Here is a 14,906-nt window from a genome sequence, read left to right as displayed (position 1 = left end):
ATGTCCAACTATTGGGTGTCACTTTAGGTAGCGGCTTTATATATTTAACTTCTATTGATTAGCGATTTGTAAATACTAGACCTTCATCGGTTGCATCAATAATGATAACACTGCCAGGTAGATAATCACCACTGAGTAACTTTTGCGCGAGTGGATTTTCAATGGTTTGTTGAATCGCACGTTTAAGTGGACGCGCGCCATAAACGGGATCAAAGCCACTTGCTGCAATGCGTTCAAGCGCAGTGTCCGTTATTTCCAGTAAGTAACCCATTTCAGTTAAACGCTCACGTAATTTCATTAACTGAATATCAGCAATCTCTTTGATATGTTCGTTAGCTAATGGATGAAATACCACCGTCTCGTCTATACGGTTTATAAATTCAGGTCTAAATTCATTTATTAATACATCCATCACTTTAGCTTTAAGTGTTGTGTAATCATTATTTCCAGCCTGCTCTTGAATAATATCTGAGCCTAGGTTTGAAGTCATAATAATAACGGTATTTTTAAAATCAACGGTTCTACCTTGTCCGTCGGTTAGACGACCATCATCTAATACTTGCAGTAAGATATTAAATACATCAGGGTGTGCTTTTTCGATTTCATCAAGCAGTATTACCGAATAAGGTTTACGGCGTACAGCCTCGGTTAAATAACCGCCCTCTTCGTAACCCACGTAACCAGGAGGTGCTCCAACTAAACGCGCAACTGAATGTTTTTCCATAAATTCAGACATATCGATACGCACCATGGCATCTTCGGTATCAAACATAAAACCAGCCAGTGCTTTAGTTAGCTCTGTTTTACCCACACCTGTTGGGCCTAAAAATAAAAATGAGCCAATCGGACGGTTAGGATCAGCAAGTCCGGCACGTGAGCGTCGTATTGCGTTAGAAACAGCAACAACAGCCTCATCTTGGCCTATTACCTTACTGTGTAACTTATCTTCCATTTGCAGTAGCTTTTCACGCTCACCTTGTAGCATTCTCGATACCGGTATACCGGTCCAGCGAGAGAGTATTTCTGCTATTTCATCCTCACCGACTTGGTTTTTAAGCAGAGTCATTTCTTGCATTTCGGCTTGTGAGGCTAAATCAAGTTTTCGTTCAAGTTCAGGGATACGCCCGTATTGCAGCTCTGACATACGCTGTAAGTCACTTGCCCTTCGCGCTACATCTAAATCTAATCTTGCTTGTTCAAGCTCAGCTTTAATTACTTGCGTGCCTTGAAGTGATGCTTTTTCAGCATTCCATATCTCGTCTAGCTCACGATATTGCCCATCAAGGTCGGTGATCAACTCTTGCATTTCAGCTCGGCGTTTTTGGCTTGCTTCGTCTTTTTCTTTCGCTAGTGCATTATCTTCTAACTTTAGTTGGATAATACGACGTTCGAGTTTATCTAATGACTCTGGTTTTGAATCAATTTGCAAACGAATTGAAGAACCCGCTTCATCAATCAAGTCAATCGCTTTATCCGGTAGCTGGCGATCACTAATATAGCGGTGAGATAACTGCGCCGCAGCAACAATAGCGGGATCTGTAATTTCTACTGAATGATGTAACTCATATCGCTCTTTCAAGCCGCGTAATATAGCAATGGTATCCTCGACTGAAGGCTCTTCAATGAGTACTTTTTGGAAGCGACGTTCAAGCGCTGCGTCTTTCTCTATGTATTTACGGTATTCATCAAGCGTGGTTGCGCCAACACAGTGTAATTCACCGCGCGCTAATGCTGGTTTTAGCATATTGCCCGCATCCATTGCGCCGTCACTTTTACCTGCCCCCACAATGGTGTGTATTTCATCAATAAATAAAATGACTTGGCCTTCTTCTTTAGCCAATTCGTTTAATACTGATTTTAAACGTTCTTCAAATTCGCCACGGTATTTAGCACCCGCAACTAACGCGCCTAAATCAAGTGATAGTACGCGTTTATTTTTTAATCCTTCTGGTACTTCACCATTAATAATACGCTGCGCTAAGCCCTCAGCGATTGCTGTTTTACCAACGCCAGGCTCACCTATTAGTACAGGGTTGTTTTTAGTCCTGCGCTGCAGAACCTGAATCGTACGGCGAATCTCATCATCACGGCCTATAACAGGGTCAAGCTTACCCTGCTCAGCGCGTTCAGTTAAATCAATGGTGAACTTTTCTAATGCTTGGCGTGTTTCTTCTGCATTTGGATCATCAACTTTTTGACCTCCACGAATCGCCTTAATCGCACTCTCAACTTTGGTGGCAGTTATATTTAACGCTTTAAAAATAGTCCCAAGCGGGCCTTTATCATCACATGCAACAAGTACAAATAATTCACTAGAGATGTATTTATCTTTACGCTTTTGCGCATATTTATCGCATAAGTTGATAAGCGACACCATGTTATTGGACAGTTGAACATCACCGCCGACCCCTTCTACTTTAAATAGCTTTTCTATTTCTTGGGAGAGCTTGGTATTGAGTTCGTCTGCACTTATGCCTATTTGGGCAAATAGCGCTCGAACACTTGACCCGCTTTGCTGAAGCAATGAGTACATTAAGTGTACAGGTTCAATAAATTGATGATCGCGGCCAAGTGCCAGCGATTGCGCATCAGAAAGCGCAGATTGAAATTTACTTGTAAATCGATCTAAACGCATAAGGGTTTACCTATCAAATAATCTAATTGCTTAATTAATGGGTATGTTTAGGCGTTTGTTCAAGGTGTAGCAGAAAATATAATCACAACAATGATAAATTACTTGCGCCAGATCAAACTTGCCATGCGTCCAGTTTGGCCATCACGACGATAAGAAAAAAACAGGTCTTTGCGAGAAACAGTGCAGTACTCTCCCCCTGTAATTTTTTTTATACCTGATTGATTTAGTAATATACGAGCAATATTATAAATATCGGCAAGGTATTTGTGGTTAGTTTGTAGTTTAAACGCTTCAACAAAAAGAGATGATTGTGCTTGAAATAGCTCAAAAACGTCTGAGCCAACTTCGAATTTATTTGGACCAATAGCAGGACCTAACCATGCATTGATATCCTCATGCTTTGCATCAAAACAATCAAGAGTACTTTTAATTATACCCTGCTCTAACCCTCGCCACCCTCCGTGAATGGCCGCAACTTCATTGCCATCATTACTACTTAATAATATGGGAAGGCAATCAGCGGTCATAATAGCAAGTGGTTGATCAATTAGTTGTGTATAAAGAGCATCAGCATTATGTAACTCAGTGAAGTCAAAATGCTCATCAACAATAACAACATTGTTACTGTGAACTTGATTTAGCCATACCGCTGGTTTTGGAATATGCGTATTTAACAATGCGCGATTTTTTAATACGTACTCTTTATTATCACCAACATGAAGTCCAAGGTTTAAACTTTTAAATGGGACTTGAGAAACACCACCTTCACATGTAGTACTTAACGTACCTACATTATGAAGGTTTTGCCATGTCGCTGATAATAAATGCACTATCTATCTATATCAGGATTAGCTTTGGTGTCTTCGCGTAGTGCTAGCGTCATAGCAACCATATCATCAGGTATAGGCGCTTGCCATGTCATCATTTCACCCGTAATAGGATGAGCAATGCTTAATTTAACCGCGTGGAGAGCTTGGCGTCTAAAACTACGAAGTAGCTCAAATAACTCAGGAGTTGCACCTTTTGGTGGACGCGGACGGCCGCCATAAGACTGATCACCAATTAATGGGTGATTTAAGTAAGCCATATGAACACGAATTTGGTGTGTACGACCGGTTTCTAAGCGCAAACGCAAGCGAGTATGTGCGCGAAACTTTTCAGCCACACGGTAATGCGTAATAGCAGGTTTGCCCATTTCATGAACAGCCATGTGTGTACGCTGTGTCGCATGGCGACCAATAGGCTTTTCAATCATGCCACCAGCGGTCATCGTTCCATTACAAAGCGCTTCATATTCACGGGTGAAGTTTTCACGTTTTTGTAGTGCTGTCACTAAATGCGTTTGTGCAGGGATCGTCTTAGCTACAACCATTAATCCTGTCGTATCCTTATCTAACCTGTGCACAATACCAGCTCGCGGAACATTGATAATTTCCGGGTAGTGATGTAATAGCGCATTTAATACTGTGCCATCTGGATTACCTGCCCCAGGGTGGACCACAAGTCCCATTGGTTTATTGATGACCAAAATATGATCGTCTTCATAAACTATGTTCAAATCGATGTTTTGTGCAAGGTATTCTCGCGGTGCTTCAATAGTTGTTTCAACATTAAGAAGTTCACCACCTAATAACTTAGTACGTGGTGTGTTTAATATTTCGCCATCAACAGTAATTTTATCATCCAAAATCCATGTTTTTATACGTGAACGTGAATAATCAGGGAACAATTGCGCTAATACTTGGTCTAGACGTTTACCACCTAAGTCGGTTGGAACCTCGGCTTGAAGAGAAATTTGCTCTGTCATTAGTAACTTTACCCAATTTACCAGTGCAAGCTTTGCTCGACTGGGTTAGAATCGCTTTTAATAAAAGCATAATATAATACGTATAGTTTACTCGGTTTTACCGACTTGGCCTAGCCGAAGACATCGAAGGTAACAAATAAAATGATAAATAAAATAGGGAAACGTGCATTTGCCATTGTTTTTTCAGTTTCTGTACTTAGTTTAGGCGCTTGTTCGTCTGCGCCTGACCAAGAAGATATTCAACGTGTACCAAACAGATCAGCACAAGCTTTGTATGAAGATGCAAAAGAAACACTAGATTCTGGTTTATATGCACGTGCAATTGAACTTCTAAGTGCAATAGATTCTCGTTATCCATTTGGCCCGTTTTCTAAGCAAGTACAAATGGATTTAGTGTATGCGCATTATCAATCGGGTAATACAGAGCAAGCATTAGCAACAGTCGATCGCTTTATACGCCTCAACCCAAATCATAAAGATTTAGATTACATGTATTACATGCGTGGTTTGGTAAACATCAAAGCAGACAAAAATGCATTTCAAGAATACTTTGGTGTAGATAGAGCTGACCGTGATGCAAACCGAACACGTGTTGCATTTACCGATTTATCAACATTGGTTAAACGTTTTCCAGATAGTGATTATGCACCAGAAGCTAAACGTCGTTTGGTGTGGCTGTTAAACCGCATGGCACGTTACGAATTAAAAGTAGCGACTTACTATTACGAACGTGAAGCTTATTTAGCAGCAGCTAATCGTGGTAAATTTGTTGTTGAGCATTATTCACAAAGCAGCTATTTAGACCCTGCACTTGAAATGATGGAAAAAAGTTACGACAAACTAGGGTTAACTGAACTTAGCAAACATGCAAAGCAAACGCGAAAACTGAATAATAGAACTAAATAAATAAAAAAGGCGCTTACTAAGCGCCTTTTTACTACATAGAAAAACAAGCTTAAATCGCTTCTTCATCTTCCTCTGCAGTACGAATACGTATTACACGCTCAACATCTGTGACAAATATTTTACCATCACCGATTTTTCCTGTTTGTGCCGTTTTTACAATAACTTCAATTGCACGGTCTACATCTTCATCAGTCAATACAATATCAAGTTTTACTTTAGGTAAAAAATCAACCATGTACTCTGCGCCACGATATAACTCAGTGTGACCTTTTTGACGTCCAAAGCCTTTAACTTCACTTACGGTCATTCCATTGATACCTACTTCAGACAATGCTTCACGTACATCATCGAGTTTAAAAGGCTTAATAATTGCTTCTATTTTTTTCATGTTAACTACTTTTTTAAAGCTTCAGATGCTTCGATTTTAGACAATCATAGAGTTCATAGCAAACAAAGCAATTGAATGACGGTGATAAAACAATCAACCATGGTATAATTTACCAAATAAAAATAGCTATACTTAAACAACTCGCAGTAATGAGATTAATATGAACAATAAACAAAACGGATTCACCCTTCTAGAATTAATGGTCACTGTTTCTATTGTGGGTATTATTGCTTCTATTGCCTTTTGGAACAGTAGCGACATGCTTGAAGAAAATAGGGCTGAAAATTTTTTGTTAGAGTTGAAAAGAAATATTAGCTATGCACGTTCTCAAGCAGCAAGTACTGATGAAATAATGGTGCTATGCCCTGGACCATTAAATAAGATAAGCGAAAATAAATTCTTTAATTGTCAAAACACATGGCAAGGCGATTCGGTAATAGCATTATTTGTTGATAAAAATAACAATGGTAAATTTAATAGAAAAACAGACACTATTTTTAGAGCAATGGAAAAAATTAGTTCTACAGATAAATTAAAATACACTGGAAATGAAAAAATGCTGCGCTTTAATACCAGCGGTCGTATCACGACTAATCCAGGCGACTTTATCTTTTGTCCCAATAACGGTACTGAAAACAATAAAGCGCTCAGAGTTTCTCAATCAGGAACAGCCTTTTATCTAGGAGATACCACAGAAAAATGTGATTAAAAAACACACTAATTAAATTTGTCATATTCTGATTATTTACTAGACTAAATTAATCATTTAGATTGATTTAAGGCTTCAGGGATGAGGTTTAAAACACGTTCAAACAAAATATTAGGGATAATTCTCATAGAGTTAATGGTGGCTTTATCAATCATTGCTATCATCAGTCAGCTTTCAATATGGTTCTTTTCAGATTTTTTAGCCTTAAATCGTGCCGACAATCAAGTTAACCTATTACATCGTAATATTAACTACGCACGGCTGTATGCAATCGAAAATAGCACCTACGTTACGCTATGTACGTTAAAAGAAAAGGAATGTGTGAAAGATGATTGGGACGGTCGAATCTCCTTATTTATCGATAATGATAAATCCACTACACTAAATAACGATGAACTACTTTTGAGTACATTTGAACATACTCATGATGCAGATAGCTTAAAATACCCTCGTGATGCAATAACTTTTAGGCCTGACGGTTCACTAAATGGCTTTCAAAATGGCACTTTTATCTATTGTCCAAATAGCGACAAGGCAAATCTTGAAGGGCTTGCCTTGTCAGTAAGTCAAACGGGTCGAATACGAATTAAATCAACCGATATATGTCAAAAAAGTAACTAACCTGAACTCTGGTTAAGAGATTTACTAACATATTTAATCATGGTGACGTTTAAATTTATTTTCTCTAGCCAGAGATTTTCAGTGAAAACAAGGCTAATTTACTTGCAATAGCTGGCCTATTGCAAGTAAATTCAACGCAGTCAATACTGAAAATAGCTGCTTGAGATAGATTTATTATCCAAAGTTCAGGTTAACTAATAATTACCGACCCCAACAATAGTCAACGTCAGTAGCTCCTTTAGTACCTTTTGCACCCTTTAAGCCAATATCAGTAATAGATAGTTCAGTACAATCACCATCACCTTTCACTGCGCCACCTATGGGCTTTGCTTTAATGGTAAACGTATTCGTTTGTTTCACTTCGATACTGAGTTCAAAATGTTTACTTTCTGTTTTATTATTAATACCAAGGTTATCAAACGATTCTGTGTATTCCCTATTATCAACAAAAAACTGCTCTTCTTTATTTGCCGCATCCAATAATGCCGCAGCGGCTTCAGCACGCGAAGTGCGCTTAACATACTCAGTGTAATTAGGTAATGCTATTGAAGCTAATATACCAACGATAGCAACAGCTATCATTAGCTCAATTAACGTAAATCCACCTTGTTTATTGCTCATCTATTTTTCCTTAATTTTTGATTTCGTCATTTTCTTCACGCTTATAAATATAAGTTTGCTGCGTTTTGAAGCCAAAGCCGATAGGTTGAACATCATTAACTAACTTAATCTTACCATCAACAACATTTAACCCAGGCCCTACAATCTCGACTGGTTTCATTGGATTTTCAGCATTTTCGCCTTTGATGCCAGGGCCAATTAAATAGAACTGACTTTCCATTTTAACATCTATGTCTGTATCAATGATATCTGGTGGTGTAGGGTCATTTTCATCCAGAATAGGCTCTGCATCACATTTACCATTGTTATTTGCATCCACACAAGATTCTCCTTCGCCAAAATAAAGCTGTGCTGTATCGGGTACATCATAACTCGTGGAAAATTTTAATTCGTCATACACTTTCGTCCCGTAGTGTAAATGGAATGCATATAAAGAACCTCCTCCCCCACTAAGCGAGCATTGGTTTTCAGTTGACGTATCTGAAGCTGGCTTAAATGATGAAAAATAAGCAACACCACCTACAACGGCAGCTGCAGCTAATGACTTTTCACCTGTGCCTAATTCATAGTGCCAGCCCTTGAATCCAGCTAAATCTACTTCTAAGTCGACAAATTTATCAACATCATTTAATGCATTACCAAAAGGGTCTAAATTCATCGGCATTAAATCAGCTAGTTTAATCGCATCTGGTGTATTTGTTGTAAACGTTCGTGTTACCGTATTTTCATCTCGAATCATTAACAATTGATCTTTTTCATTGGTATCATTCGGTTTCGAACGATTACCGCTCCCCAATACCACAGCATCAAAGGGTGTATCTAGCCGAGTTATAACTTTTTTACCATTTACAGTCACTTCAGAAACTTTGCTAAACATCGTTCTTACTATTAATGGGTTATAAAAAAAGCGTCTATCTTCTGTTGCTTGACTACTCCCCAATTCAGCAAACTTAAAGTGACTAAATTTATTTACATCGTCTCCTGGCATATCAATACGCCATATATCTCCTCCAGTATCAGATGCGTAAATTCTATCAATGTATCCATCGTAATCAGAATCAAGTAAAGAAACATTAGCAGCAATACTGTGTTCGCCCTCAAATCCATTAATATCAGGGGTGAGCGCCCATACTCTTTTTCCTGTTTCAGCTTCAACAATATAAATACCTCTACCTATATTATCTTTACTTCGAATAGCCGCATCCTTATTCGTATCATACCCTGCACCAAACACAAGTAACGGCTTATCACCAAATGCTTTTATGTAAGCAATCTGTGGCTTTGACCACGTTTGAGCTAATTCTTTAAAATCACCTTTACCACCTTCGATCGGCTGTGCCCACAACTTTTTTGGCTCACTGGGGTCTGAAATATCAAGTGCATAATAGTTTTTACCACCACGTCGCATACCTGCTACAGCCCAGACTTGATCACCTTGACTTGCATCAATAACACCATCATTTAAGCCATTATCATTTAGGTTTTTATTATTAAAATAAACACTAATCGGCCCATCCATACCATACAGTTTACCGGTTTCATTATTGCGAAGAGGTTTAATAATGTCATATAGATCAGAAGGTATAAATGCCCAACTTTCGCTCACTTCATTATTAACATCATCATCTTTGAACATATGCAGAAATCCAGCATTAGTGCCTATTAGAATACGAATATCATCATTGCCGTAATCTATCGCTATCGGTTTAGAATGCAGGGGGTCACCAAAAATATTACCTCTTTGATCTGTTCTATCGCCATCACCGTTTTCATCATCAACATCAATGCCCATAGACCATTTAATATCAGAGCTACTTAAAGTAATCGGATTGTCATCTAATGAATCAAGTATCTCGCTTACAATCGTGGTGTTAAATTCAACAATACTTCCTTGCTTATTTGTATAAAGATTCCGCCTTTTTAAAGCATCACTGCCAGTGAGTGAACTTAAGTGATAATTTACACCACCTTCTGCAACCAAACTTCCATCAGCTGACTGATCACTTGGTAACCAATAGGTTTTTGCATCATCATCAATCAAACCATCCGAATCAAGCGCCGCTTTATTCGTTGAATCAATAATACGGCTACCAGAAACTTTTAATTTTTTTAAGTTTCCTTTCCACCTAGTACCTATTTCAGGATAAAACATAGCGAAATAAATAGCATTTCGACTACGAGTTTGATCGACGTTATTACTCGCTACAGATGGCGATGAAAAGCTATCATTTACTTCTCGAATTTTAGAAATTGCTTTATTTAGTGACTTAGATAATTCATCTGGGGTACTGGCTGGAAAGTTTTCGCCACCACCTAATGACGAAGCTTTAACTAAAAGCTCTTGCCCCTTAGCACTCATTCCAGAACCAAAACCTATTGTGTATAGACGCCCTGTCTCGTGAATATCAGGAGTCGCTGGATACAAATCTACTTTTACATTACTCGTACCATGAATAACTTTAGCCAACTGATGTAAATAGCTACTGTAATAACTATCAGTACTCCAATTTAGGCCTTGCCCAAAGTACTTCTTATGCTCATCACTAATTACGCTATCACTATCATTATCTCCTGACGGATCACCATCAGTCATATAAATAATATTTACTGAGTTATCACAACGCTTCGCTTCCTCTACGCTGTCATTAAATGGAGAAACATACGTATAAGTAGTTTGTGTATCATAATAGTTATAACAAACCTCTCTGCGATTTCGCCCCCAACCAGTCCAATAGCAATGCTCTTTTTCTATCTGAGTCGTTACAATATCTTCAACACTGGTATCTCTTTCAACTTCGCTTGCTCCCAAACCATAGCTCACACTTTGCCCTGTAATATATAAATAGGCTTCCCAGAGTGTCTCTGTTAGCGGCGTTCCACCATCCGCTGGTAAATTTGCGATTGACGATTTAACCACAGAGGGGTCTTTCCCCAAGCCATTTATAATATAACCGCCATCAGTCTCTTTAAAACGCATTAAACCAAAGTCAATATTATCGTTATCTTCTATAACTTTATTCATCGCATATTGTGCCGCACCTAGGCGACTATCCGAGCATAATATATAGCGTCTTAGATTATTACTGTACCCACAATCATTACCCGAACTTGATGAAAACGCCATACTTCCCGATGTATCAAATATAAGCAGCACACGTGGTTTTTCATCCACGTTAATATTATGATTCACGTAGAGCTCTATATCCTCAGCGGTAGCCGGTACACTCATTGTTAACCCTAGAGATGCAGCAAATAATTTATTTAATTTAAGTCTCATTTTAAATTCCTTTGCCTGTACTAGCCATTTGTTGAGCAATACCGGTAACAATGGTTAACTGATGTTTGCTTTTAGAGCCATACTCTATTGTTGTTGATACTTGCATCATATTGCAAGCAACCCCTTTTGTGCAGCTATAGCACCTGGGACACTCCAGATTAAGTGCGCCTTTATTTAAGTTAATCATTTTACTTGGCATACCATTATGTTCAGCAATAAGCATTCCATCGGTGCTTTCGTCAGCTATTTTAGTGACTTCCTCGGGTGACAAGAAGAACTGATTAGCCGCACCTTTATTTGCTTCCTCAGCAATCACGCGAAGTACTTCGCCTATCAATTCATTTTCAGCTACTTCGCGCTCTTGTGCTGCATTCGTAATTTTAATATCAATACTGCTACTGCTCATTAATGTTACCGCAATACCCGTGACAGCAATTACCATTATCAAAGCAGTAATCAGTACAACACCTTGTTGCTTGATTTGTGATTTCATTAAATGCGCCATAAATTTTCCCCAACGTTATTTAATCGAATAGTCGTTGTAAAAACAGTTCGCCTAAAATTATCTGTAAATTGTAATTCTCTATTATCTGCATCTTCGCCTAACGTGTATGTTTGATTTTTAATGCTAAGGTCTGCATCAGGTTGCAGGGCCCGTATCAATAAAAATACTTGCACAGTTAAAATTCCTTTGCGATTTTCCCAATCGGCTGGAGCCATATTATCAATGCTCTTATACATATCTATTCGACTATCATTTGTTGTGTCTAAGCCAAAAACAAAACGCATGTTTTCGACCCCTTCCATTATTGTTTCGGTTTTCATAGCATCGTCAACCAAACGTTTACGCATTAATGCAGGAACCGTTAACTTATTATTATTTACCGTATAGGTTTGATTAGAAATATAATAAACATGGTGACTATACGGCCACACTGTCGCATTAACATTTAGCGTCGCTGGATCAACAATATTTCGCACAAATTGTGCACGCTCTTGCTCTGCTATAAAGTAATTTTCTTTATTTTGTGTTTCATTACTGCCCGCTTTAACTGTAATTGGATCACCCTGTAAAAACTTAAGCTGCAGGATATCCGTTCCACCTATTGGATTAGTTACGCAATTAAGCTCTTTTACGGCTCCCGCTGTTTTGGCATAAATAGTGCGAAAGTTAGTGGTACTGGAAAGATCTGGGAAACTGCCGTTATTTAAGCCTTCAAGGCAATCGTTTGCTGCATTAGGTGTTGCTAATGTCGTCGTGTTCGCTGACGAAAATGAATCATCATAAAATGTTCCCCAAAACCCAATTTGCTCAATATCTCGTTGCATTATATTTATAGCTAAGCGACCTGACTCTTGCAGCTCGCCTATTGTCATAGTATCTCGAGTTGTTACTTTCATACCTATGTAGGTAAACATGACACCACCAAGTACAAGACCACCAATAAAAAGAGAGATCATGACTTCTATAAGTGTAAACCCTTTTTGTTTCATGCTTAGCTCCTAAGATAAATATAGCTGGTCAAAACAACTAGACGGCGTCGTTTATCTGCTGTCCCGCATTTAATATCGCCCGTCGCTTTATTAGCGGTAAATTCTTGCCTGCCTTGCCACGAGACAACAACCTCTAAGTTAAATGCTTTACCGCCTGAGCCACCAATAGCTGAAGGGTTTATACATACTGTGGCCCCATCCAGCGTTCCTGTATTTTCGCGAGCGCGTATAGCTCGTTTCCACTGTTCAATATCCAACAGCGCAATTTGTGCTGAACTGCATGAATTACTAAAACAAGTAGTTGTCGATTTCATAGCGGTTTGGCTATTAAACGTTTGTTTATAGAGTGTGCCTAATTGAGATGTATCATTAGCACGAATACGTTGAATAATATCGTTGCCAAGCGCTACAGCCGCAGCGCGCTGCATTGAATCAAAACTTGCTTGCTTTGCTTTAGCTTGTAGTGCGATAGCACCTAACAAACCAAAGCTGAGAATAATAAATGCAATAAGCACTTCTATCAGTGTGAAACCTTTTTTGGAAGAAGGAGAGTAAGATTGCATAAAAAAACCAAATGAAAATTATCTAATTATTAGTTTATCTGCTAAATGGTAATGTTCAATCAATACTACGATAGGCGGTTAAATTTGTTGATAAGCGGTTAACAGAATATATTTAAGAGGTATAAAATCAAAGCGCGCTTTTGACAGCCTTGAGCTCACGACGACTAACAGGCAGTAACTCGCGACTCCCTTTAAGTTCAATCATGTGATGACTACTCCCTTGAGAATGCAAAGCAATAACCCTTTTTTTATTAACTAATGTATTACGATGAATTCGTAAAACATACGCTGGATAGAGTAATTCTAACTGCTTTAAACTTTGTTCTAGTAAAGCTTCTCCAGTTAAAAATACCATTTTGGTGTATTTTTCTTCTGCACTAAAGTACAAAACATCTTTTATATCAACGCTACGTAGAGTACCAGCTAGCTGATAAGAAATTTTTACATTTTGCTGTTTTTGAATATGCACTTTGTTTAAACGCCCGACTTGCTTAAGCACCTTTTGCAATGATTGCTCTGAAATAGGTTTAACTAAATAACCCGCTGCGCTTAATTGTAAAGCATCGAAGGCATGCTCAGGGTGAGCAGTTATAAAAACAATTGCTGGAGGTAGAATTAAACTATTGAGCTCATTAGCAACTTGTAAACCATTCATTCCAGGCATATCAACATCTAAAAAAATTAAATCTGGCGTTTGCTTTTTAGCAAGTATTAGGGCTTCATTACCATTACTTGCCTCACCTTGTACAACTATACTTTTGTCGTGTGCTAACAAACGAATTAAGCGCGATCTCGCAAGAGGTTCATCATCAACAATGAGTACATTCATACACTGCCCTCAATTAGCTTAGGGATCACAACCTTGACCCTAAACACATCATTTTTACTAGTAATTGTTAGCTGCGCTTTATTTTTATAATAAATATTTAATCGCTGGCGAATATTTTCAAGCGCCATGCCGTTATTAGGCCTAGTTTGAGCATTAGAAATTATTATGGGGTTAGATACAATCATGGTTATATAGCCGGTAGTAATATGCAGCTCTACTTTTATTTCTGCACCATGCTCACTTGTTTCAACGCCGTGGCATACCGCATTTTCAATTAATGGCTGCAGGGTTAAACAAGGAATACTCAATGCAGGTAGTTCATTGGGTATTTGCCAATCAACTCTTAAGCGGTTACCAAAACGCCATGTTTCAAGTGCTATATATTGCTTACTCAGTGTTATTTCATCGTCAAGAGATACATTTTTTCCTGAGTGCATTGCAGCCTGCGATAAGGCGGCTAATGCTAAAATGGCTTGCTCTGCCGCATCGGCATCATGATGGGTAAGCTCTGCAGCAGTGTTTAAACTATTATATAAAAAATGAGGACGTATTCTAGCTTGTAAGGCATCAAGCTCAGCACGAGAGAGCGCCTTAGTTTGTTGCGCTTTTTCAAAATGAATTAATAAAAATTGGACGAATAAAGCCGCCAGCAAAGCCACTATAATGCAATTGCGAAGTGTAAAATAAATTAGGTTCTTTGTATCATCTATATCAAAAGCAAAATGGGAAAATAAAATACTAAAAATGCATGTAGATAATAAAAAAGAGGCAAAAAATAGACTTAACTGAAAAGCTTGAGTACGGTTCTGTAAAAAAAAACGACAAAAATATAAAGAAGAAGTGCCGACTAAAACAATTAAATGTAAAAATAAACTAATGATCCCAAGTCGAAGCCAAATATCACCTTCTACATTGGGTGCAAAGGCTAAAACAATTGCAATAACTTGAGAAACAATAAGCGAAGCTAATACGCCTCGCTCATTAAAAAGAGCCGAAAAAAGCAAACCATCATTTTGAAGTGACTTGCTCATAACGACTCTCCTTTAATCTAAATTT

14 protein-coding genes are annotated in these 14,906 nt (G+C 38.3%); 3 read left to right on the top strand and 11 right to left on the bottom strand.

The window, feature by feature from the left end:
• Positions 1-58 precede the first annotated feature (58 nt).
• The 3 genes from clpB to rluD all read right to left on the bottom strand — a co-directional run bounded on the left by clpB (position 59) and on the right by rluD (position 4,442).
• On the bottom strand, positions 59-2,635 hold the full coding sequence (gene clpB, locus D172_RS05540; RefSeq protein WP_007378364.1) for an ATP-dependent chaperone ClpB: 2,577 nt from the start codon (positions 2,633-2,635) through the stop codon (positions 59-61).
• A gap of 98 nt (positions 2,636-2,733) precedes the next feature.
• Positions 2,734-3,465: a peptidoglycan editing factor PgeF gene (gene pgeF / locus D172_RS05535; protein ID WP_007378365.1), complete on the bottom strand. Its 732-nt coding sequence runs from the start codon at positions 3,463-3,465 to the stop codon at positions 2,734-2,736.
• The gene (gene rluD, locus D172_RS05530; RefSeq protein ID WP_007378366.1) at positions 3,465-4,442 is read right to left on the bottom strand and encodes a 23S rRNA pseudouridine(1911/1915/1917) synthase RluD; all 978 of its coding nucleotides are present in this window, start codon (positions 4,440-4,442) and stop codon (positions 3,465-3,467) included. The genes pgeF and rluD overlap by 1 nt, the downstream gene beginning before the upstream one ends.
• A gap of 141 nt (positions 4,443-4,583) precedes the next feature.
• Between rluD and D172_RS05525 the strand changes: the two genes are divergently transcribed.
• The gene (locus tag D172_RS05525) at positions 4,584-5,348 is read left to right on the top strand and encodes an outer membrane protein assembly factor BamD (RefSeq protein WP_007378367.1); all 765 of its coding nucleotides are present in this window, start codon (positions 4,584-4,586) and stop codon (positions 5,346-5,348) included.
• A gap of 49 nt (positions 5,349-5,397) precedes the next feature.
• Here the strand turns inward: D172_RS05525 and glnB are convergent, their stop codons facing one another.
• Positions 5,398-5,736, bottom strand: coding sequence for a nitrogen regulatory protein P-II (gene glnB / locus D172_RS05520; RefSeq protein WP_007378368.1), 339 nt, complete (start codon positions 5,734-5,736; stop codon positions 5,398-5,400).
• A 160-nt stretch (positions 5,737-5,896) separates the two neighbouring features.
• Here glnB and D172_RS05515 point away from each other — a divergent pair, with 160 nt between their 5' ends.
• Both D172_RS05515 and D172_RS05510 read left to right on the top strand, forming a co-directional pair.
• Complete coding sequence (locus D172_RS05515) at positions 5,897-6,445, top strand: GspH/FimT family pseudopilin (RefSeq protein ID WP_007378369.1); 549 nt, start codon at positions 5,897-5,899, stop codon at positions 6,443-6,445.
• 81 nt (positions 6,446-6,526) lie between these two features.
• Positions 6,527-7,066, top strand: a complete 540-nt coding sequence (locus tag D172_RS05510) for a GspH/FimT family pseudopilin (RefSeq protein WP_007378370.1) — start codon at positions 6,527-6,529, stop codon at positions 7,064-7,066.
• A 201-nt stretch (positions 7,067-7,267) separates the two neighbouring features.
• Here D172_RS05510 and D172_RS05505 read toward each other — a convergent pair whose 3' ends face one another.
• From D172_RS05505 to D172_RS05475, 7 genes are all read right to left on the bottom strand, one after another.
• Complete coding sequence (locus tag D172_RS05505; protein ID WP_007378371.1) at positions 7,268-7,687, bottom strand: type IV pilin protein; 420 nt, start codon at positions 7,685-7,687, stop codon at positions 7,268-7,270.
• 10 nt (positions 7,688-7,697) lie between these two features.
• Positions 7,698-10,964, bottom strand: a complete 3,267-nt coding sequence (locus D172_RS05500) for a pilus assembly protein (RefSeq protein WP_007378372.1) — start codon at positions 10,962-10,964, stop codon at positions 7,698-7,700.
• A 1-nt stretch (position 10,965) separates the two neighbouring features.
• A complete protein-coding gene (locus D172_RS05495; protein WP_007378373.1) occupies positions 10,966-11,469 on the bottom strand; it encodes a hypothetical protein in 504 nt (167 codons plus the stop codon).
• Positions 11,457-12,458 (bottom strand): PilW family protein, encoded by a 1,002-nt coding sequence (locus D172_RS05490; protein ID WP_007378374.1) that lies wholly within the window; start codon positions 12,456-12,458, stop codon positions 11,457-11,459. Before D172_RS05490 ends, D172_RS05495 begins: the two co-directional genes overlap by 13 nt.
• Positions 12,459-12,460: 2 nt before the next feature.
• Positions 12,461-13,021, bottom strand: a complete 561-nt coding sequence (pilV, locus tag D172_RS05485; RefSeq protein WP_007378375.1) for a type IV pilus modification protein PilV — start codon at positions 13,019-13,021, stop codon at positions 12,461-12,463.
• A 127-nt stretch (positions 13,022-13,148) separates the two neighbouring features.
• A complete protein-coding gene (locus D172_RS05480) occupies positions 13,149-13,850 on the bottom strand; it encodes a LytR/AlgR family response regulator transcription factor (protein WP_033032062.1) in 702 nt (233 codons plus the stop codon).
• Positions 13,847-14,881 carry a sensor histidine kinase gene (locus D172_RS05475; protein ID WP_007376922.1) on the bottom strand — a complete coding sequence of 345 codons (1,035 nt, stop codon included), beginning with the start codon at positions 14,879-14,881 and terminating at the stop codon, positions 13,847-13,849. The genes D172_RS05480 and D172_RS05475 overlap by 4 nt, the downstream gene beginning before the upstream one ends.
• Positions 14,882-14,906: the final 25 nt, after the last annotated feature.

It is taken from the genome of Pseudoalteromonas sp. Bsw20308 (assembly GCF_000310105.2).
Classification (GTDB): Bacteria; Pseudomonadota; Gammaproteobacteria; order Enterobacterales; family Alteromonadaceae; genus Pseudoalteromonas; species Pseudoalteromonas fuliginea.
This window is presented reverse-complemented; position numbering and strand designations above follow the sequence as displayed.